General features: G+C 66.7%; 20 protein-coding genes. 10 read left to right on the top strand and 10 right to left on the bottom strand.

Annotated elements, in window-relative coordinates; all coding sequences use genetic code 11:
- Position 1 precedes the first annotated feature (1 nt).
- Together BACI348_RS07850 and BACI348_RS07845 are read right to left on the bottom strand one after the other, a co-directional pair.
- Positions 2 to 2,245, bottom strand: coding sequence for an acetyl/propionyl/methylcrotonyl-CoA carboxylase subunit alpha (locus tag BACI348_RS07850; protein ID WP_159824707.1), 2,244 nt, complete (start codon positions 2,243 to 2,245; stop codon positions 2 to 4).
- 5 nt (positions 2,246 to 2,250) lie between these two features.
- Positions 2,251 to 3,858: a carboxyl transferase domain-containing protein gene (locus BACI348_RS07845; protein WP_159824706.1), complete on the bottom strand. Its 1,608-nt coding sequence runs from the start codon at positions 3,856 to 3,858 to the stop codon at positions 2,251 to 2,253.
- 147 nt (positions 3,859 to 4,005) lie between these two features.
- Between BACI348_RS07845 and BACI348_RS07840 the strand changes: the two genes are divergently transcribed.
- The gene (locus tag BACI348_RS07840) at positions 4,006 to 4,644 is read left to right on the top strand and encodes an SACE_7040 family transcriptional regulator (protein ID WP_159824705.1); all 639 of its coding nucleotides are present in this window, start codon (positions 4,006 to 4,008) and stop codon (positions 4,642 to 4,644) included.
- A 77-nt stretch (positions 4,645 to 4,721) separates the two neighbouring features.
- On the opposite strand, the gene BACI348_RS07835 is transcribed toward BACI348_RS07840, so the two are convergent.
- From BACI348_RS07835 to pdhA, 3 genes are read right to left on the bottom strand one after another with little or no spacing between them, the layout of a single operon-like run.
- A complete protein-coding gene (locus BACI348_RS07835) occupies positions 4,722 to 6,170 on the bottom strand; it encodes a dihydrolipoamide acetyltransferase family protein (RefSeq protein WP_159824704.1) in 1,449 nt (482 codons plus the stop codon).
- Between the two features lie 8 nt (positions 6,171 to 6,178).
- Positions 6,179 to 7,189, bottom strand: a complete 1,011-nt coding sequence (locus BACI348_RS07830; RefSeq protein ID WP_159824703.1) for an alpha-ketoacid dehydrogenase subunit beta — start codon at positions 7,187 to 7,189, stop codon at positions 6,179 to 6,181.
- Positions 7,189 to 8,382 carry a pyruvate dehydrogenase (acetyl-transferring) E1 component subunit alpha gene (gene pdhA / locus BACI348_RS07825; protein ID WP_159824702.1) on the bottom strand — a complete coding sequence of 398 codons (1,194 nt, stop codon included), beginning with the start codon at positions 8,380 to 8,382 and terminating at the stop codon, positions 7,189 to 7,191. The genes BACI348_RS07830 and pdhA overlap by 1 nt, the downstream gene beginning before the upstream one ends.
- Before the next feature lie 193 nt (positions 8,383 to 8,575).
- Here pdhA and BACI348_RS07820 point away from each other — a divergent pair, with 193 nt between their 5' ends.
- From BACI348_RS07820 to BACI348_RS07805, 4 genes are all read left to right on the top strand, one after another.
- Complete coding sequence (locus tag BACI348_RS07820) at positions 8,576 to 9,049, top strand: Lrp/AsnC family transcriptional regulator (protein WP_159824701.1); 474 nt, start codon at positions 8,576 to 8,578, stop codon at positions 9,047 to 9,049.
- A gap of 177 nt (positions 9,050 to 9,226) precedes the next feature.
- On the top strand, positions 9,227 to 9,907 hold the full coding sequence (locus BACI348_RS07815) for a hypothetical protein (protein ID WP_236557490.1): 681 nt from the start codon (positions 9,227 to 9,229) through the stop codon (positions 9,905 to 9,907).
- A 198-nt stretch (positions 9,908 to 10,105) separates the two neighbouring features.
- Positions 10,106 to 10,510 (top strand): DUF4383 domain-containing protein, encoded by a 405-nt coding sequence (locus BACI348_RS07810; protein ID WP_159824700.1) that lies wholly within the window; start codon positions 10,106 to 10,108, stop codon positions 10,508 to 10,510.
- Positions 10,511 to 10,554: 44 nt separating this feature from the next.
- Positions 10,555 to 11,163, top strand: a complete 609-nt coding sequence (locus BACI348_RS07805; RefSeq protein WP_159824699.1) for a hypothetical protein — start codon at positions 10,555 to 10,557, stop codon at positions 11,161 to 11,163.
- A gap of 192 nt (positions 11,164 to 11,355) precedes the next feature.
- On the opposite strand, the gene BACI348_RS07800 is transcribed toward BACI348_RS07805, so the two are convergent.
- Together BACI348_RS07800 and BACI348_RS07795 are read right to left on the bottom strand one after the other, a co-directional pair.
- Positions 11,356 to 12,972 carry a monocarboxylic acid transporter gene (locus tag BACI348_RS07800; protein WP_159824698.1) on the bottom strand — a complete coding sequence of 539 codons (1,617 nt, stop codon included), beginning with the start codon at positions 12,970 to 12,972 and terminating at the stop codon, positions 11,356 to 11,358.
- A complete protein-coding gene (locus tag BACI348_RS07795; RefSeq protein ID WP_159824697.1) occupies positions 12,969 to 13,349 on the bottom strand; it encodes a DUF485 domain-containing protein in 381 nt (126 codons plus the stop codon). Before BACI348_RS07795 ends, BACI348_RS07800 begins: the two co-directional genes overlap by 4 nt.
- Before the next feature lie 180 nt (positions 13,350 to 13,529).
- Between BACI348_RS07795 and BACI348_RS07790 the strand changes: the two genes are divergently transcribed.
- The 5 genes from BACI348_RS07790 (at position 13,530) to BACI348_RS07770 (ending at position 18,104) form a co-directional block, all read left to right on the top strand.
- Complete coding sequence (locus tag BACI348_RS07790) at positions 13,530 to 14,738, top strand: sensor histidine kinase (protein WP_159824696.1); 1,209 nt, start codon at positions 13,530 to 13,532, stop codon at positions 14,736 to 14,738.
- 26 nt (positions 14,739 to 14,764) lie between these two features.
- On the top strand, positions 14,765 to 15,481 hold the full coding sequence (locus BACI348_RS07785; RefSeq protein WP_159824695.1) for a LytR/AlgR family response regulator transcription factor: 717 nt from the start codon (positions 14,765 to 14,767) through the stop codon (positions 15,479 to 15,481).
- A complete protein-coding gene (locus BACI348_RS07780) occupies positions 15,478 to 15,858 on the top strand; it encodes a DUF485 domain-containing protein (protein ID WP_159824694.1) in 381 nt (126 codons plus the stop codon). The genes BACI348_RS07785 and BACI348_RS07780 overlap by 4 nt, the downstream gene beginning before the upstream one ends.
- 7 nt (positions 15,859 to 15,865) lie before the next feature.
- Positions 15,866 to 17,332, top strand: a complete 1,467-nt coding sequence (locus BACI348_RS07775) for a sodium/solute symporter (RefSeq protein WP_159824693.1) — start codon at positions 15,866 to 15,868, stop codon at positions 17,330 to 17,332.
- Positions 17,333 to 17,414: 82 nt separating this feature from the next.
- Positions 17,415 to 18,104: a hypothetical protein gene (locus tag BACI348_RS07770; RefSeq protein WP_159824692.1), complete on the top strand. Its 690-nt coding sequence runs from the start codon at positions 17,415 to 17,417 to the stop codon at positions 18,102 to 18,104.
- 5 nt (positions 18,105 to 18,109) lie between these two features.
- Here BACI348_RS07770 and BACI348_RS07765 read toward each other — a convergent pair whose 3' ends face one another.
- From BACI348_RS07765 to frr, 3 genes are all read right to left on the bottom strand, one after another.
- Positions 18,110 to 18,694, bottom strand: a complete 585-nt coding sequence (locus BACI348_RS07765) for a DivIVA domain-containing protein (RefSeq protein WP_159824691.1) — start codon at positions 18,692 to 18,694, stop codon at positions 18,110 to 18,112.
- 124 nt (positions 18,695 to 18,818) lie between these two features.
- A complete protein-coding gene (locus BACI348_RS07760; protein WP_159824690.1) occupies positions 18,819 to 19,742 on the bottom strand; it encodes a phosphatidate cytidylyltransferase in 924 nt (307 codons plus the stop codon).
- Complete coding sequence (gene frr / locus BACI348_RS07755; RefSeq protein WP_159824689.1) at positions 19,742 to 20,299, bottom strand: ribosome recycling factor; 558 nt, start codon at positions 20,297 to 20,299, stop codon at positions 19,742 to 19,744. The genes BACI348_RS07760 and frr overlap by 1 nt, the downstream gene beginning before the upstream one ends.
- Positions 20,300 to 20,390: the final 91 nt, after the last annotated feature.

The following is a 20,390-nucleotide window of genomic DNA, read 5'->3' as shown; positions in this document are numbered from 1 at the left end:
GCTAGGCTCCTTTGCCTTGTGTTGAGTCTGTGGCTGCGCGTTCTGTGTCTGTGGGGTTGGTGTCGCTGCCGGGGGGATGCGGGTGGATCGTGGCCAGCACCTGGTCCGCCTTCACCAGGCCGCCCGGGCGGGCAGCCAGATGCACTGTGCCGTCCAGCGGAGCCAGCAGCTGGTGCTCCATCTTCATGGCCTCCACGGAAACGAGCACCTGCCCCCTGGTGACGGTGTCCCCGTCGCTCACCGGGACGGAGACCACCGTCCCAGGCATCGGCGAGCGCACGGCCGGATCGGCATCGCCCTCCTCCCGCTGGATGGCGGCAAGCACCCGCTCAAGCCTGGACTCCCTCGACAGGACTTCCAGCCGGCAGGACCAGCCCCCGTTGCCAAGGAAGATCTCAGCGGGCACAGGGTTTTCCGGGCCTGCCGGACCAGGTAATGGCTGCCCTTTGACCAGTGAGTACGTTGCGGACCCACCGTCAAGCGTGATCTCTGCGTGGTGGCGGCCGGGAAACCTCAGTGTGGCCTCACGCCAGGGCCCGCCGTCCACGGCAACGGTGGCAGTCCCATGCTGCGCCGACTCCAGTACGCGGACCGTTACAACACCGCCGTCGGGCGTTCCCACGCTGATCCGGCGGGGTGCCGGCGTGCCGAGCCGCCATCCTGTGCGGGTGTGCCAAGGTCCCGGCGGTACCGGCGCGTCCTGTTGTTCCCCGGCTTGTCCCTCCGCCGCAATGGCGAAGAGCGCTGCCGCCACCAGTTCGGCGTCACCCAGCCTGCGGAAGGCGAGATGCTCCAGTTTGCGCTCGATCAGGCCGGTGTCCAGGTGCCCGGCGCGGACATCGGGGTCATTGATGAGCAGCCGGAGGTATTCGACGTTGGTGTCGATGCCCAGTGCCGTGTAGCCGGCGAGCGCCGCGTCCAGCGTGTCCAGGGCGGAAGCCCGGTCCGCACCCCAGGCGATGACCTTACTCAGCATGGGGTCGTAGCTGGCGGACAGCTCCAGCCCCTCAATGAGCGAGGAATCCACCCGGACGGTCCCCGTGTCCGCTGCCGCCCCTACCCGCGCGCGGGCATCCGGCCGCTGCTGTGGTCCGGGGAGCTCGTCCAGCAGGAGCACTCTCCCGGTGGACGGCAGGAAGTTCTTCTCGGGGATCTCGGCGTACACGCGCGCCTCCGCCGCGTGGCCGTTGAGTTCGACGTCGGCCTGCCGGAGGGTGAGTTCCTCGCCGGCGGCAATCCGCACCTGCCATTCCACCAGGTCCACGCCGGTGACCATTTCCGTGACCGGGTGCTCCACCTGCAGCCGGGTGTTCATCTCCATGAAGTAGAACTCACCGGGCGCCTGGTCGGAGACCAGGAACTCCACCGTTCCGGCGCCGCTGTAATTGACGCTGCGGGCGGCGTTGCAAGCGGCCTCGCCAATGCGGGCACGGATGGCACCGCCGTCGGGCAGCGCTTCGAGCAGGGGAGACGGGGCTTCCTCGATGACTTTCTGGTGCCGCCGCTGCAGCGAGCATTCCCGCTCGCCCAGGTGGATGACGTTGCCGTGGTTGTCGGCCAACACCTGCACTTCGATGTGCCGCGGTGTGGACACCAGCCGCTCCAGGAGGAGGGTGTCATCGCCGAACGCGCTGGCCGCCACCCTCCTTGCAGTGGCCAGTGTGGCCGGAAGCTCCTCCGGGCCTTCCACCACGTGCATGCCTTTGCCGCCGCCGCCCGCGGAGGGTTTGATCAGCAGCGGGAAACCTACAGCGGCCGCGGCCTGGATCAACTGCTCATCCGTCATGCCGGGCTTCGCGATCCCGGGAACCACGGGGACTCCGTACCCGGACACGTGGTTCTTGGACCGGATCTTGTCCCCCATCATCTCCAGCGCCTCCACGCCCGGTCCGATGAAGGTGATGCCGGCCCCGTCCAGCGCACGGGCAAATTCGGCGTTTTCGCTCAGGAAGCCGTAGCCCGGGTGTACCGCTTCGGCTCCGGTCCTGCGGCAGGCATCAATGACGGCATCAATCCTGAGGTAGCTCTCCGCGGCCGCGGCGGGGCCGATCCGCACGGCAGCGTCAGCTTCGCGCACGTGCCGGGCGCCGGCGTCGGCATCGCTGTACACGGCGACCGAACGGATGCCCAGGGCGCGGAGCGTACGGATCACCCGGCACGCGATCTCGCCGCGGTTGGCCACCAGGACGGTTCCGAAGACCGGTTTCCGGGCTGTGGCATTGGTGGTCAGGGAAGGCGTGGTCATGGGGCTCACATCCTGAAGAGGCCGAAGGAGGTTTCCGGCAGCGGGGTGCGGGAAACGACGTCCAGCGCGAGGCCCAGGACGGTACGGGTGTCCGCTGGATCGATCACGCCGTCGTCCCACAGCCGGGCGGTGGAATAGTACGGGCTGCCCTGGTCCTCGTACTGCCGGCGGATGGGCTCTTTGAAGGATTCCTCGTCCTCGGCGGACCATTCCTCGCCCGCTGCCTCGTACTGGTCCCGCTTCACGGTGGCCAGCACGCTGGAGGCCTGGTTGCCGCCCATCACGGAGATCCGGGCCGCCGGCCACATCCACAGGAACCGCGGCGAATACGCGCGGCCGCACATGGAGTAGTTGCCCGCCCCGAAGGAGCCCCCGATCACCACGGTAAGCTTCGGCACCCTCGCGGTGGCCACGGCCGTGACCATCTTGGCGCCGTTCTTGGCGATGCCGCCCTGTTCGGAGTCCTTGCCCACCATGAATCCTGAGATGTTCTGCAGGAACAGCAGCGGAATGCCGCGCTGGTCGCACAGTTCGATGAAGTGCGCGCCCTTGAGCGAGGACTCACTGAACAACACGCCGTTGTTGGCCACAATGCCCACGGGGTGCCCGTGCAGGCGGGCAAAACCGGCCACCAGGGTGGTGCCGTATTCCTTCTTGAACTCGTGGAACCGGCTGCCGTCCACCAGCCGGGCGATGACTTCGTGGACATCGTAGGGGGCGTTGACGTCCGTGGGCACAGCGCCATAGAGCCCCTCTGGGTCCGCGGACGGTTCGACGGCGGCGCTTACGTCCCAAGCCGGCGCTGCGGGAAGGGGCAGCGTGGCGACGATGTCCCGGATGATCTGGAGTGCGTGTTCGTCGTTTTCGGCGAGGTGGTCCGTAACGCCGGAGATCCTGGAGTGCACCTCCCCGCCGCCCAGCTCTTCCGGGCTGACGATTTCGCCGATCGCGGCCTTCACCAGCGGCGGACCGCCCAGGAAGATGGTTCCCTGGTTCCGGACGATCACCGTTTCATCGCTCATCGCGGGAACGTAGGCGCCGCCGGCTGTGCAGGAGCCCATCACGGAGGCGATCTGCGGAATCTTGGCCGCAGAGAGCCGGGCCTGGTTGTAGAAGATCCGGCCAAAGTGGTCCCGGTCCGGGAAGACCTCGTCCTGTTTGGGCAGGAAGGCCCCGCCCGAGTCCACCAGGTAGATGCACGGCAGCCGGTTTTCCAGCGCGATTTCCTGGGCACGCAAGTGCTTCTTCACGGTCATCGGGTAGTAGGTTCCGCCTTTGACCGTGGCGTCGTTGGAGATCACCAGCACATGCCGGCCGTGCACCAGGCCGATGCCGGCGATCACGCCCGCGCCGGGAGCCTCATCGTTGTACATCCCGTTAGCGGCGAGCGGGGCTATTTCCAGGAACGGGCTGCCGTCATCCAGCAGCTGGTCGATCCGCTCGCGGGGCAGGAGCTTGCCGCGGGCCACGTGGCGCTGCCGGGATTTTTCCGGTCCCCCCAGGGCGGCGTCGGCGAGTTTTTTCCGTAGCTCTTCGGCCAGCTCCCGCTGGGCGTCACGGTTGGCTGCGTAGGTTTCGGCAGCCGCATCGAGCCGGGTGGCAAGGGTCTCCATTGACGGTCCGTTCGTGTTCCGATCCGAGCACTGCGAAGGTAACTCGGTTAGTGCTCAATAACTGAAATTCAGGTTAGTCTGTATTAACTGTGAAGTCCAACACATAGCCGCTCTTGCTAAGATCTGCGGGATCGACGAGGAGGAAATGTGCGCAGTACCGACGCCACACAGGCCGGCCCATCCACGCAGCGCGGCCTGGCGAAGGAGAGCCGCAGGCAGGCCCTCCTGTCGGCAGCGGCGTCCCTGTTTGCAGTGAACGGGTTCAACCGTGTTTCGCTGGAGGATCTTGGGGCCGCTGCCGGGGTGAGCGGGCCTGCGGTCTACCGGCATTTCCCCGGCAAGCAGGCAGTCCTGGCCGACCTTCTGGTCACCGTCAGCCGGGAACTGCTCGACGGCGGCCGTGACGTGGTGGCCCGCAACGCCGATCCCGCTTCTGCCCTGCGATGCCTGGTGGAGTTCCAGGTGGACTTCGCCTTGGGCAAGCCGGATGTAATCCGTGTGCAGGACAGGGATTTCAGCAACCTCTCCGAAGAGGACCAGTCGGCAGTCCGGGCGCTTCAGCTCAGTTATGTCGAGGTCTGGGTGGATGTCCTGGCCAAGCTGCGTCCGGACACCGATATCGCCGAGCTCCGGATGCGGGCGCACGCCACATTCGGTCTGATCAACTCCACCCCGCACTCGGTGCGCAGCCACGGGCGGAAAATGGCAGCCCGCTCCGCCCGTCCGCTGCTGGAGAACATGGCACTGGCCGCGTTACTGGTGGAAGCCCCGGAACCCGCCCCCTAACGCTGGAGTTTTTGTCCAGATATGCAGGGATAAACCGCCTCGAAGCCTGCATATCTGGACAAAAACTCCCGGGCTGGCTAGACCATGGTGAGGACCATGCCCGGGTCGGCGAGGATGGCGCCTGCGTCCGACAGGAAGCGTGAGCCCTGCTCCCCGTCCACGAGGCGGTGGTCGAAAGACAGGCTCAGCGTGAGGACCTGGCGCAGTGCCACTTCGCCCTGGTACTCCCATGGCATGTTCCGCACGGCCCCCAGGGCGAGAATGGCTGCTTCCCCCGGGTTGAGGATGGGCGTCCCCGCGTCGATCCCGAAGACACCGATGTTGGTAATGGAGATGGTTCCACCCGTGAGGTCGGTGGGTGTGGTTTTGCCGGCGCGGGCGGCTTCCGTCAGCCTCGTCAGCGCATCGGCGAGCTGGAGGAGGGACAGGGTGTGGGCGTCCTTAATGTTGGGAACGGTCAGCCCCCGCGGTGTTGCGGCCGCGATGCCCAGGTTCACGTAGTTGAAGGTGACGATCTCCTGGTTCGCCTCGTCCCACCGCGCATTGAGGGCGGGATTCCGCCGCAGGGCGATCAGGACCGCCTTGGCCGCAAGCGTCAGCGGCGTCAGCTTGTGGCCGGAAAACTCGCGGCTGCCCTTGAGCCTGGCCAGCAACTCCATGGCGGGAGTGACGTCCACCGTCAGGAATTCCGTGACATGCGGAGCGGTGAAGGCGCTCTCCACCATGGCGGCAGCCGTGAACTTCCGCACTCCCTTGATGGGCGTCCGGGTTTCCCGCTCCCCCGGGGATGGGGTGCCGGCCGGGGATAAAGTCGCCTGTTCACGCGGGCCGGCGCTTACCGACTGTTCCTCCACAAAGTGCTGCACGTCCTCCCGGGTGATCAGCCCCTGCGGACCCGTCCCGGAGACCACGGCCAGGTCGACGCCGAGGTCCCGCGCGAATTTCCGCACCGGCGGGGTGGAGCGGGGCCTTGTTCCGGTTTCCACAGGCCGGGTTTGGCCGGGCTCAACCACCGGGGACATGGTTTCGACAGGCCCAACCACCGCCGGCTCAATCACCGCCGTCTGCAGGTTGCGGGGGCGTCGCACGGGCCGGCCGGAGCTTTCGACGACGGCGCCATAGCCCACCAGGTTGGGTTCCCTTTTGGCCGGTGCCGGTTTCGGCCCGGGCTCCGGCTCCGCCTCCTGGCCGCGGAGCTCGCCCTGGCCCCGAAGCGCCGGCGGTGCATCCTGCTCCGCGGGGGACGACGCGGGCATGGCAGGCCCACCCGGGGAGGCGCCGTCGTCGTCCGCCACTTCAAACGACACGATAGGCTTGCCCACCTCCACGATGGTACCGGGCTGCTCGTGCAGTTCCTTGATGACGCCGGCAAAAGGGGACGGAAGCTCCACCACTGCCTTGGCGGTCTCCACTTCGGCGATCACCTGGTTCAGGCTGACCGTATCGCCCACACCCACCTTCCAGCTGACGATTTCCGATTCAGTGAGCCCCTCCCCAAGGTCCGGGAGGCGGAATTCTTTGATCATGGTGCCGCTCATCCTTCCAGCCCGCTGAGGGAGTTCGGCCGGCCCAGGGCACGGTCCACGCCGTCGAGGATCCGGTCCAGACCGGGCAGGTGGTGCATTTCCAGCTTGGAATACGGGTACGGGATGTCGAATCCGGTGACCCGGACCGGCGCAGCCTCCAAGTGGTAGAAGCACCGTTCGGTAATGCTGGCAGCCACCTCTGCGCCGAGGCCGCCTGACTGGCCGGCTTCGTGCGTAACCACCAGGCGCCCGGTCTTGCGGACCGAAGCAACAACGGTGTCGTAGTCCACGGGGGCCAGCGAGCGCAGGTCGATGACCTCGAGGGAAATCCCTTCGTCAGCCGCGGCCAAGGCTGCGTCCCGGGCAGTTTTTACCAACGGACCGTAGGCCACCAGGGTGACGTCGGCGCCCTCGGTGACCACCCGGGCCTGGTCCATGGGCACGGCTGTGCGCGGATCGACAGACTCGTCCACCTCGCCTTTGTCGTGGTATCGGCGTTTGGGCTCGAAATACAGCACGGGGTCGTCGCAGGAGATGGCCTGCTGGATGACTGTGTGTGCGTCCTGCGGGTTGGACACGGTGACCACGCGAAGCCCGGAGGTGTGGGTGAAGTAGGCTTCGGGCGACTCCGAATGGTGTTCCGGGGAGCCGATGCCACCGCCGAAGGGGACCCGGATGGTGATGGGCATCTTGACCGCGCCGCGGGTACGGTAGTGCAGCTTGGCCACCTGGCTGACGATCTGGTCGAATGCGGGGTAGATAAAGCCGTCGAACTGGATTTCCACCACGGGACGGTAGCCGCGGTAGGCCAACCCCACCGCCGTTCCCACAATGGCCGATTCAGCCAGTGGCGTGTCCACAACACGGTGCTTGCCGAAGTCCTTCTGCAGGCCGTCGGTCACCCTGAACACGCCGCCCAGCGCGCCGATGTCCTCTCCCAGGAGGACCACCTTGGGATCGTTCTCCAACGACTTGCGCAGGCCTGCGTTGATGGCGCGGGCAAAGGTCATCTGGGTCATCAGCGTGCACCTTCTTCTGATACAGCTTCCGCGGGATCACCGAAGGAGGCCAGGTAACGGGTGTAATGGTCCTGCTGCCGGTCCAGCCAGGAGTTGGGCGTGCTGTACACGTGCTTGAAAATGTCCAGCGGCTGCGGGTCCGGCATGGTGGTGCAGCCTGCGCGCATTTCCCGGGCCACGGCGTCGGCCTTGTCCCGGACCTGCTGCTGCAGCTCCGGCGTCAGCAGGCCTTTGCGGTCCAGCAGGGCCTCGACCCGGCTGATCGGATCCTTCGCTGCCCAGTCCTCCAGTTCGTTGGCATCACGGTAGCGGGTGGGGTCATCGGCCGTGGTGTGCGGACCCATCCGGTAGCTGACGGCCTCAATGAATGTTGGACCGCCGCCGTGCCGGGCGCGGTCCAGGGCCACCCTGGTTGCGGCCATCACGGCCAGGACGTCGTTGCCGTCCACGCGCAGGCTGGGGATGCCGAAGCCTGCTGCCCTGTCTGCCAGCTGGATATGGGACTGAAGCCGGACCGGCTCAGAGATGGCCCACTGGTTGTTGGTGCAGAAGAACACCACCGGAACCTGGAAGCTTGCAGCGAAGACCATGGCTTCATTGACGTCACCCTCGCTGGTGGCGCCGTCCCCAAAGTAGGTTACGGCCACCGAATCCGCGCCGTCGTTCTGGATTCCCATGGCATAACCGGTGGCGTGCAGGGTCTGGGCGCCGATGATGATCTGCGGCGTGGCCATGTTGATGGAGTACGGATCCCAGCCGGAGGATGAGTTGCCGCGCCAGACCCTCACGATGTCCGTGAGATCAACGCCGCGGCAGTAGGCAACACCGTTTTCGCGGTAGCTGGAGAACACAAAGTCATCGGCGCGCAGGGCCCGGCCGGAACCGATCTGCGCGGCTTCCTGCCCGAGCAGCGGCGGCCACAATGCCAGCTCACCCTGCCGTTGCAGGGCCGTGGCTTCAACGTCGATCCGCCGGATGACCGTCATGTCCTCGAACAGCGAGCACAGCTGTTCATCGGTGATGTCCTGCAGCAAGGGATCAAATTCCGGGTGGCTGATCCGCTCCCCCGACGGGGTGATCAGCTGGACAAGCTCCGCTGCCCGCCCGGGGGTCTGCGCTGGACCACCCGTGCCGGTGAAATCAGCAGCGATGGGGGCACTTGCGCTGCCTTGGCCCATTCCGTCTGTAGACACGATAGCCGCAACCTCTCACGTCGTTGACCTGCGGATTCCGTGGACTTGTGATCCCTCTGCCGCCGGCCTTCCGGGCGCCGTTGCCCCGGATACTGTGACCCTACTCACAATGCTCATTGGGTACAACCACCGCGGCCCTCGCTGAGCAATATGCTCTGTCCGGCGGCTCCGGACGATGCTAACGTTGCGCATTATGCAAGCTTTGGATGGCACTGACACCCGCCTCCTTTCGGCCCTGGCCCAGGACCCGCGGCGGACGGTGGTGGCGCTCGCACAGAAGCTGGGGCTGTCCAGGAACACTGTGCAGGCCCGGATGGCCCAGCTGGAGAAAAAGCACGTCTTCCTGTCCTTCGAACGCCGGATCAATCCGGCGTCCCTGGGCTACCCGCTGATGGCCTTCATTTCCGTCCATGTCCAGCAGCAAAAACTTGGCCAGCTGGCGAAGGACCTGGCGGACGTGCCCGAAATCCTCGAAGGCTACGGGCTCACAGGCTCCGCCGACCTCCTGCTCCGGGTAGTGGCCCTGGATGCCGAGGACCTTTTCAGGATCAACGGAAAAATCCTCGCCTGCGACGGCGTGGACCGCACGGACACCGCCCTGGCCATGGGCGAACTCATCCCGTTCCGGGTCCAGCCCCTGCTTGAGCGTGGTTCGCAGGCCGGGTAGCTGCTCCGGGGCAGGCACGCGAGGGAAGTGCGTGCCTGCCCGGAAAGCGGAGCAAGCGCCCGCCATAAAGTATGACGACTGCCCTGCCCGCTATAGGCTGATCCAAGTTATCCATGGGTGCCGGCACTGGTCCCCGCTACCAGGCGGTGCAGCGCACCCCGCCGGAAAGGCGCCATCTTGAGCAATCCTCAGGCCCCGTACCAGCCGGGAGAACCCGGCTACGCACCGCAGCCGCCTGTACCCCCACAGCAGCCGCAGGTGCAGGGCGGACAGGCCAACCCGGTTCCCGGCAGCGGGTACCCGGCTCCCGAAGGCGGCTACCAGGGTCCTCACGGCGGGTACCCGGTTTCCCAAAGCGGGTACCAGGCCCCGGCCGCCGTATACCAGGAAGCCGCTCCCTTCGGCCTGCCCGGCCAGCAGCCCCCGGCCAGGGGCCGCCGGAAGCTGTGGATCATCCTCGGCAGCATCGGCGGTGTCCTGCTGCTCGCGATCGTGGGGATCGTTATCCTGGTCAACGTGGCTGGCAGTGCCACCAACCAGGCCCGGGGCCTGGCCGACGGTTTCACCAAGCTGGTCATTGCCGGTGAAAACTCCAAAGCCTACGACGACTACCTCGACCCGGCCCTGAAGGAACAGCTGTCCAAGGAAACCTTTATTTCCGGCGTCGAAAGCCTGGAAATGAATGACTCCTGCAAGCCGTCCTACAACGACCTCAAGGTGGCCACCGAAAACGGGGTCAAAGCCGCGGACGTGGCGGGCATCATTACCTGCGACGGCAAGGAAGTGGACCTCGCATACCGCTTTGAGGGCACCGACGGGATGAAGATGACCAATATCAAGCTCCGGCCCAAGGCCTGACGCCGGCGCGCCGGCTTCGGCAACGCCAAGCCGTCACCTGCTCCAACGTCCAACCAAGGTGCCTCATGCCCGGGACGGACCGCTTGCCGGCAACCGACCCATCCGTAGTGCCGCATGGTCCGAATTGCTGGCGAGGGTCCCGCACCGGGACCTGAAATCCGGCGGGACCACACCCGCACTACCGGAAGGATTCGGGCCATGCGCACTTCACCCAACCGTCTCGTTGCCACCGCTTTCGGAGCCGTCTACCTGCTCGTCGGCCTCCTGGGTTTCGCCGTCACAGGCGGCGTCGGCTTCGCGGCCACCGAGGGATCCAGCCTCATCATTTTCGAAGTCAATCCCCTGCACAACGTCATCCACCTCGCTATCGGCGCCGCGCTGCTCTTCGCCGGACTGAAAGGCACGGCAAGCGCCCGCACCGTCAACGCCGCCGTTGGCGCCGTTTACCTGCTGGTCGGTGTGCTGGGCCTGTTCCTCCTGAGTTCCCCGCTGAATATCATTGCGCTCAACGGCGCCGACAACGTGCTGCACCTCGCCAGCGCCGTGCTTCTCCTGGGCGTGGGCCTGTCGCTGGACAAGTCCCCCGCTGCCGTCCGGGCCTAGCACCGATGTCCAGGCTGCCGTCCCTGGCGGAGCCGCAGAGAGGCATGCCTGCCGGACCGGCCGCGCCTGCCACACCCGGGGAGAGCCCGAAGGCTGCGGCTGTGCGGCTCTTTGCCGGGTTCGCCGGCTTCGGTGCGGGTTCAGTGAACCTGGCCATGTGCTCAAGTTTCCTGGCAGGCGCTGCCGGGGAGCCCGGCCCGCTGCACCATGCGGCCGCCGCGGTGGCGGGGCTCTGGGGTGCGGGCCTGCTGGCGGGGACCGTGGTGTCCCTGGCGAAGGGGCGCGTTCCCTCGGGCAGGGGCGCACTCTTTGTCCTGGCCACCGCAGCCGCCCTCCACGTTGGCGCCATCGCCTTTGCCACAGCTGAGACCTCCGTCCTCAACCTCAGCCAGCTCACCGCCCTGCTGCTGACGCTGATCATCAGTGCTGCGGCCACCTGGCTTCGGCGCTTCACTGCCCGGGAGCAGCAGGGGCAGGTTGCCGCCCCTGCGGCATCTGGCCCGGGCAGGCTGCTGCTGGCGGCCTTTGCGGGGGCCGTACTGGTGGCAGGAATTACGACGCCGGGCCTCGCCGCCTCCGCGGCCGGCCGGTATGCGGTGCCGCACGGCCAACACGGGGGCAATTTGCAGCAGGAAAGCCACCACGGGAACTGACGGGACACCCGCTGCGCTCCCGACCGGGACACCCGCCGCCAAAGCCCGCTCCCCTGCCCTCCGCCGGCAGGAACGAAAACCGGAACGAGCCTCCGCGCCTGAAGCGCGAAGGCTCGTTCCGGTTGCTGCCGTCCAGCCAGGTCAGCGTCTGACCGTTCTCAGCGTCTGACCGTTCTCAGCGGTTGACCGCTGTCAGTGGTCGACCGCCTTTTCCGCGCCCACACCGGTGAGGGACCGGACTTCCATCTCGGCCTGCTTGGCAGTGTCCTCGCGTGACTTGTCCAGGACGGTTCCGAGCCAGCCCAGCAGGAACGCCAGCGGGATGGACACAATGCCGGGGTTGCTGAGCGGGAACCAGGCGAAGTGGGCGTCCTTGATCATGGAGGTCGGCCCGCCGGAAACCACCGGCGAGAAGATGATCAGGACAATCGCAGCCCCCAGTCCGCCGTACATGCTCCACACCGCGCCCTGCGTGGTGAACCTCCGCCAGAACAGGGAGTAGAGGATGGTGGGCAGGTTGGCGGAGGCGGCGACCGCGAAGGCCAGGGCCACCAGGAACGCCACGTTCTGCCCGTTGGCGAGGATGCCGCCCAGGATGGCGAGGATGCCTATGACCACTACGGTGCGCCGGGCCACCTTAACTTCGGTTTCGGCGTCGGCCTTTCCCTTGGCGATGACGTTGGCGTAGATGTCATGCGCGAAGGACGCCGCTGCGGTGATGGTCAGGCCGGCCACCACGGCGAGGATGGTGGCGAAAGCCACCGCCGAAATGAAGCCCAGCAGCAGCGGGCCGCCCAGGTGGAAGGCCAGCAGCGGAGCCGCCGCGTTCACGCCGCCCGGCGCTGATTTGATGGTGTCGGCACCCACCAGCGCTGCAGCACCGTAACCGAGCACCAGGGTGAAGAGGTAGAAGAGGCCGATCAGCCAGATCGACCACACCACGGACTTGCGGGCCTCTTTGGCCGTGGGGACCGTGTAGAAGCGCATCAGGACGTGCGGCAGGGCTGCCGTGCCCAGGACCAGCGCGAGGCCCAGCGACATAAAGTCGAGTTTTGACGTCTCGGTCTTGCCGTACTGCAGTCCCGGGTTGAGGACGGCCGGGTTGTTGGCGGTCTCCACCGCGCCGCCCAGCAGGGCCGAGAGGTTGAAGCCGTAGATGGCCAGGACCCAGAACGTCATCACGGCGGCGCCGGCAATAAGCAGGATGGCCTTGATGATCTGCACCCAGGTGGTGCCTTTCATGCCGCCGATCAGCACGTACATGATCATCAGGGCGCCGACGACGATGATCACCAGTGCCTGTCCGCCCCAATCGCTGATGCCCAGCAGCAGCGAGATCAGGCTGCCTGCGCCTGCCATCTGTGCCAGCAGGTAGAAGAAGCAGACGGCCAGGGTGGAGATCGCGGCGGCGATGCGGACGGGCCGTTGCTTGAGCCGGAAGGACAGGACGTCGGCCATGGTGAACTTGCCGGTGTTGCGCAGGAGCTCCGCGACCAGCAGCAGCGCCACCAGCCAGGCCACCAGGAACCCGATGGAGTACATAAAACCGTCATATCCGTTGATGGCAATGGCGCCCGTGATGCCCAGGAAGGAGGCGGCCGAGAGGTAGTCCCCGGCGATGGCGGTGCCGTTCTGGGAACCGGTAAAGGAGCGGCCGGCCGCGTAGTAGTCGGCCGCGGTCTTGTTGTTCCGGCTGGCGCGGAACACAATCACCATGGTGACGGCGACGAACAGGCCGAAAATGCCCATGTTCAGCAAGGTGGTGTCCTTGAGGGCGGCGACATCCACCGCTGTGGCTATGTTGATCATTTGTTTGTTCCGCCCACCCGGTTGCCGTGCTTATCGAATTCGTGTCCCTCGATCTCGTCCCGGATCTCCTTGGCGATGGGGTCAAGCCGCTTGTTGGAGTAGTGGACGTACCAGCCGGTGATCGCAAACGTGGAGACGAACTGGAGCAGGCCGAGAATCAGGCCGATGTTGATGTTGCCCCAGACCTTGGTGGACATAAAGCCCACGGCGTAGTCCGCCAGCAGGACGTAGGCGAAGTACCACAGCAGGAATGCCACTGCCATGGGGAAAACAAAGCTGCGGTGACGCTTGCGCAATTCCTGGAACTGCCCGGTCGACTGGACCTGTTCAAAGTCCACGGACGCCGCTGCGTCCGGAGTGTGGGCCTCGTTACCCATCGTTCCTCCTCATTGAGACTTGCCGTGTCACCTCGGCTGCAAATCCCGGACAGGAAACCGCGAGTGTGACTGCACTCACTCTGCTTGCCGCGGTGCCCCGCGGACCATACCTGGCCCGGCCGGCGTCGCTCAACGGTCGGGATGCTGCGACAAACGGCACCCGCGGCTACGCTGGGCACCATGCTGGACTCTCCCCTCCTGACTGCCGCGGCCGTGGCCGTTATCGCCATGGCGATCGCCGTCGTCGTGGGCGTCGGGCTCAAGGTGCTCCGCTCGTTCCGTGATCTCGGCACCGACGCGGAGCGCGCCACCTATCACACCCTGCATGCGGCATCCCAGGCGGGGCAGCACCTTCGGCGCGGCCTGAACCCGGCAGGTGCCGCGAAGGCCAGCCGGCACCTCCGGACGCTGCTGGGCTGCGAGGCCCTGGCCATCACCGACACCGCCGGCGTACTGGCCTGGGACGGTGCGGCCGAGGAACTCAAACCGCAGCTGATGCACCTGGCGGAAGGGGTGTTGGCCGGGGGCCGGACGGTGGTGCTGCCCGCCGGGCGGCCTGCCGGTGCCGGCGGGCATGGCGGCGACGGCACCGGCGGTCCGCTGGCCGCCGTGATAGCGCCGGTGCGGGCCGGCACGCGGGTGGTAGGCGCGGTGGCGGCATTTGCGCGGTCGGCCAGTGCGGGGCTGGTGCGTGCCACCAGCGAAGTGGCGGACTGGGTGGCCGCACAGGTGGAACTCGCGGAGCTGGACGCGTCACGGACCATGCTGATGGAAGCCGAAGTACGGGCGCTGCGCGCCCAGATCAGTCCACACTTCATCTACAACTCGCTCAATGCCATCGCCTCCTTCATCAATACCGACCCCGCCCGCGCCCGGGAGCTCGTGGTGGAGTTCGCCGATTTCACCCGCTATTCCTTCCGCCGCCACGGCGACTTCACCACGCTCGCCGAAGAACTCCGCTGCATCGACCGCTACCTGCTCCTGGAACGTGCCCGGTTCGGCGAGCGCGTGCAGGTCAGCCTGCGGGTGGCGCCGGAAGTCCTGGGCACGGTCATCCCCTTCCTCAGCCTGCAGCCGCTCGTGGAAAACGCGGTGCGGCACGGACTGGAGGCCAAGGAAGGTCCGGGGCACATCAGCATCACGGCGAACGACGCCGGAGCTTTCGCCGAGGTGACCATCGAGGACGACGGCGTGGGCATGGACCCTGCCCAGCTCCAGTCCACGCTGGCTGGCCACACGGACGGCATCCATGTGGGACTGCGGAACGTGGACGCCCGCCTCCGCCAGGTCTACGGCAACGACCACGGGCTGGTGATCGAGACCGCGCCCGGGGAGGGAACGCTGATCACCATGCGGGTGCCCAAGTCCCAGCCCGGCCACGACGCATGACGCCGGGCGGAAGCTAACCTAGGAGGATGATTAACGTCCTCGTCGTCGATGATGAGTTACCCGCCGTCGAGGAACTGGCGTTCCTCCTCGGCCGGGACGACCGTATCGGCACCGTCCTGCGCGCCACCTCCGGCAGCGAAGCCCTGCGGGCGCTGGCCACAAGCCAGGTTGACGCCGTCTTCCTGGACATCCACATGCCGGCAGTGTCCGGGCTGGATATCGCCCGCGCCATCAGCGGGAGCCGGAATCCCCCGGCGGTGGTGTTCGTGACAGCGGACGAGGACCACGCCTTGAAGGCCTTCGAGCTCGCGGCCGTGGACTACCTGCTCAAACCCGTCCGTGCCGAACGGCTGGCACGGTCCGTGGGCCGCATCAGCGAACTGCGCGACGGCGGTACCGCACCGGAGATGATCACGGTGGACCAGGGCGGAACCACCAGGATGATCCGGCGGGATGACGTCACGTACGTCCAGGCCCAGGGCGACTACGCACGGCTCCATACCGCCGATGCCAGCTACCTCATCAGGGTTCCGCTGGCCGACCTGGAGCAGCAGTGGGCGGATGCCGGGTTCATCAGGACCCACCGCTCCTACCTCGTCGCCCTGAAGCACGTGACCTCCATGAAGCTGGCGGCAGACGGGCCCAGCGTCACCGTCGCGGGCGCCGGGCTGCCCATCAGCCGCCGGCACCTGCCCACCGTTCGGGAAAAGCTGGGAGCCACCCGGATCAGGCCGCACGCATGACCAGGGTGCGCGTGACGGCTCCCCGCTCGGCGGCCCTTCCCGCCAGTCAAAGCCGTGAGGCCGCGCAGGACTCCGAGGTGGGGCAGGTATTCGTCAGGTCCCTGATCCGCTCCCAGCTGCGGCTGGCGCTGGTGGTGGCCAGCGGGTTCCTGCTGATCCTGGGCGCCTTCCCGCTGCTCCTCGCCGCGGTGCCCGGCCTCTCGGAGACCCGCATCGCGGGGATCCCCTTCGACTGGATCCTCCTGGGTGCCGGCAGCTATCCCGTGATCGGGCTCAGCGCCTGGCTGTATGTCCGGACCGCTGCCCGTAACGAAGCACGCTACCGGGACCTGGCCGGTGAACCGGTGAGCGCGCAACTCCTGTCCAGGAACCGGTGAGCGCCGCATGAATGCCGGGGTGGCCGTCGCCGCGCTGGCGGTGGTTTCCGTGGCCACGGCGGTGATCGGCTTCTACGGGCTGCGGATCTCCCGCACCACGGGCGATTTCTATGTTGCCTCCCGGACCGTGCGGCCCTGGTGGAACGCCTCGGCCATCGGCGGCGAATACCTCTCCGCCGCAAGCTTCCTGGGAGTCGCCGGGCTCATTCTGCTCTCCGGGACGGACGCGCTGTGGTTTCCCGTGGGGTACACCGCGGGGTACCTGATGCTGTTGCTGTTTGTTGCCGCCCCGCTGCGCCGGTCCGGGGCCTACACGATTCCGGACTTTACGGAGGCCAGGCTGGACTCCCGGGCGGTCCGGAAAGTCACCAGCCTCGTGGTGGTGCTGGTGGGCTGGCTCTACATCGTGCCGCAGCTCCACGGCGCCGCCCTCACCATCCGGATCACCACCGGCCTGCCCTCCTGGGTGGGTTCGGTGGCGGTGGTGATCGTGGTGTGCCTGACAGTGGTGGCCGGCGGCATGCGTTCCATCACGTTTGTGCAGGCCTTCCAGTACTGGCTCAAGCTGACCGCCCTTGCCGTTCCCATCCTGTTCATTGTTTTTATGCTGGCCGGAAACGGGACACCGGCGCTGTCCGCACCGGCAGTGAACCCCACCGGCCTTGCCCCTGCCGGGGCCTACCAGAAGGTGTCGCTGCTGGTGGCCCTGCTCTTCGGCACCCTCGGGCTGCCGCATGTCCTGGTCCGGTTCTACACCAACCCGGACGGGCAGTCGGCCCGCCGCACCACCCTGATCGTCCTGGGCCTGCTGTCCGTGTTCTACCTTTTTCCCACCGCGTACGGGCTGGTGGCGAGGGTCTTTGCGCCCGGCCTGGCCCGTGCCAACCAAGCCGACGCCATGGTGCTGCTGCTTCCGGGTGAACTCGTGGGCGGCGCCGCCGGGGACTTCCTCTCAGCCCTGGTGGTGGCCGGTGCGTTTGCCGCGTTCCTGTCCACCACCTCCGGCCTGGTGGTGTCCCTGGCCGGTGTTATCAGCCAGGACGTCCTGGGGGGCGAAGTGGGCGGCTTCCGGCTCGCGGCGGTGATCTCCGCCGTCGTACCCCTGGGGTTTGCGTTTATGACGGACTCGCTGGCCCTCGCCGGCAGTGTGGGGCTGGTGTTCGCGTTCACGGCCTCCACGGTATGTCCGGTGCTCCTGCTGGGCATCTGGTGGCGGGGCCTGACCGACGCCGGTGCCATCGCCGGGATGGTGACGGGCGGAATCCTGTGCGGCGGGGCAATGATCGCCGGCGCCCTGGTGGGTGCTTCGAACCTTGCACCGTGGCTGGCGCAGCCGGCGGCCTGGACGGTGCCGGCGGCATTCGCGGTGATGGTGGCCGTCTCACGCGCCACTGCGCGACGGGTCCCCCAAACGATGGCCCGGGTCATGACCCGCCTGCACACCCCGGAAAGGCCGCTGGCCACGGAAAGGTGAGTCCCGCCGTCGTCCGCCCTGCTTTGGTGGATGGTGCCGGCTTTTCCTCGCGCTCGCTACGGCGATAAGGGACAATAGCGCCATGTCCATCGAGGGCGAAAGCTCGTCCGGCACGCCGGCCGAAATCCCTCCGTCAGTGCGAGCGCAGCTGCTGGCCACGGAGCATTGGGGCCTGCTTGCCTCCCGCAGTACCACCCAGAGCGAGGTGCTGACCCGGATCAGCATGTTCCTGACCTTCACTTCCGCCAGCCTGGTGAGTGTTGCTTTGGTAGGCCAGGCCACACGGTTTTCGGAGGAGTTTGTGATGCTCGCCGTGATCGTGCTCTGCATCGACGTGGCCATGGGGCTGCTCACGCAGGTGCGCGTGATGAACGTGGCACAGGAGGACCTGATGTACGTGACCGCGATGAACCGGCTTCGCGCGGCGTACGTGGACCTGGATCCCGGCGTAGCACCGTACCTGATGGCCGCCTGCCACGACGACGAGGCGGGCTCCGGCCGGACCTACTTCTTCTTCGGAAACCGTAGTTCCCTGAGCCACGTGGCCGGCAGCAGCATGATCTTCATGACCGCCGCGAACGCCGCCCTGATTGCCATCCTGTCCGGCCTGCTGCTGGTGCTGCTGGGCGCGGGTACGCCCGCCGCGGTCATTGTTGGAGCGGCCACCGGTTCGGCGTTCCTGACAGCCACGGCGGTTCACGGCTACCGCGCCTATACGGAGATCTGGCACAGGTTCACGCCGCTCTCCCCCACACCCCCGGATGAAGGCTGAACGCCTCAGTCGATGGCGGCCATCAGCTCGACCACCCGGTCAAGGAATGCGTCCACCTGGGTTTCCTCATACCCGTCCTTGCCCACGGCGGGACGGAAGACTGCGCGCCGGACGTTGTCCACGCTGAGCGGCTTGTCCTGTTCCAGGTAGGCCACAAGTTCACGGCACAGCCGGTCCACGTCGGCGGTGTTGTAGCTGCGGGTTTTCTTTTTGGCGGGGCGCCGGAACCGTTCACCGTCGGGCCGGTGCAGCCGGCCGCGAAGGATGCCGGACAGGTTCCCGATCTCACGCAGCCAGGCTTCCTCGCCCCGGGCTGCGATCAGCTCGTCCCGCTCGCGGCGGGCAAAAGCGTCCTCGAGGCGGTCCAGGGCTGCGTCCACCACTGCGGCGGAGTAGCCGCCCTTAACGGGGTCAAAAGAGACGGCCCGGACATCCGAGCTGTTGATGGGGTGCGATGCGGCCTCCGGGGTTTCCAGGGAAACCCGCGCCCGCTGCAGGAACTGGTCCACCTGCTTGGCGTTGTAGCCATATTCGCTGCGCTGCACGCGCTCAAAGGACGCGGGGATGTGCCGGTGAATGTCCAATGCCACTTCGATTCCTTCAATGCTCTTCAGCCGTATCGCCTCTGCCCCAGTCTAGGGCGCCAGGATCCGGCGGGGGTTTGTTTCGGGCTGCGCGTAGGTCAGGTCCCGCTTGTGTCAGGCCGCGCGTACCTCAGGCCCCGGCAAGCAGCCCGTACAGGACGAATACCACCGGTGAAGCGAACACGATTGAGTCGAGCCGGTCCATCACACCGCCGTGCCCGGGCAGGATGCTGCTCATGTCCTTGACGCCGAGTTCGCGCTTAACCATGGATTCGGCGAGGTCGCCGGCGGTGGCGGCCGCAACTGTTCCCACCGCCAGGACGATGCCCACCCACCAGGGCTTGTCCAGCACAAAGAGGCTGGCAAGGACACCGATCAGCATGGCGCCGGCGATGGACCCGGCAAATCCTTCCCAGGACTTCTTTGGGCTGATCTTCGGGGCCATGGGGTGCTTGCCCAGGGACGCGCCCACCAGGTAGCCGAAGGTGTCGTTGGACACCACCAGCAGCAGCATCACCGCCACCTGCCACGCACCGTCGGGAATGGTGCCGCCTGGCCAAAGCCCCAGCGGGGTGGCCCCTCCTGCGGCGTGCAGCGGGAGCGCAGCAAAGCTGATGAAGAACGGCACCCAGCCCAGGGTGAACACACCCGCGAAAATGCTGTTGGCCGAGCCGGCGGCGCTCTCAACGGAGCGCCACAGCAGGACAGCCACCGAGCTCAGGAGCATGGCAAAGAGCAGGCTTTCCATGCCGCCGAGGTAGGCGCAGAACGGCATCGCCACCGTGCCCGTCATCACCGGCACGATGGGCATCCTGGTGCCGTTCGCTTCGAGCGCCCGGTAGATTTCCCACACACCGAAGATGGCGAACGTGGTGGTCACCGCCACGAATCCCAGCGGGAGGAACAGCAGTCCGCCCAGCACCGCGAACAGCATGGCCAGGCCCACGGCCACCGCGGCCGGCAGGTTGCGTCCGGCTTTGGGTGTCGGATTGCTCCTGGGCTGCTTCCCCCGTGTGCGCGCCCGTTGTGCCGGGGCCTTTTCTGCCTGACCCATCAGACTTCGAGCAGCTCTGCTTCCTTGCGCTTGAGCAGCTCGTCGATGCCTTCCACGTGGGCCTTGGTGATGCCGTCCAGTTCCTTCTCGGCGCGGGTGCCCTCGTCCTCGCCGGCCTCGCCGTCCTTGACCAGCCGGTCAAGGGTTTCCTTGGCCTTGCGGCGGATGTTGCGGATGGAGATCTTCGCGTCCTCGCCCTTGGTCTTGACGATCTTGACGTATTCCTTGCGGCGTTCCTTGGTGAGCTCCGGGATGGTGATCCGGATGACATTGCCGTCGTTGGACGGGTTGGCACCCACCTCGGAGTCGCTCAGGGCGCGTTCGATGTCCCGCAGGGCCGTCTTGTCGAACGGGGTGATGAGGATGGTGCGGGCGTCCGGAATGGCGAAGGAAGCAAGCTGCTGCAGCGGAGTGGGCGACCCGTAGTAGTCCACCAGAACCTTGTTGTACAGCCCCGGGTTGGCCCGGCCGGTGCGGATGGAAGCGAAGTCTTCCTTAGCTACCTCTACGGCCTTGTCCATCTTGTCTTCGGCTTCGAGCAAGGTTTCTTCTATCACGGTCTCTCCTGACGATTCTGGTGCGGTCCGGGGCGCCGGCTCCGTGCACGTGGTTCTCGGTTGCTGTTGACCGTCCCCTGTCCCGAAAGGC

This window comes from Arthrobacter sp. 9AX (genome assembly GCF_902506095.1).
Classification (GTDB): Bacteria; Actinomycetota; Actinomycetes; order Actinomycetales; family Micrococcaceae; genus Arthrobacter.
This window is presented reverse-complemented; position numbering and strand designations above follow the sequence as displayed.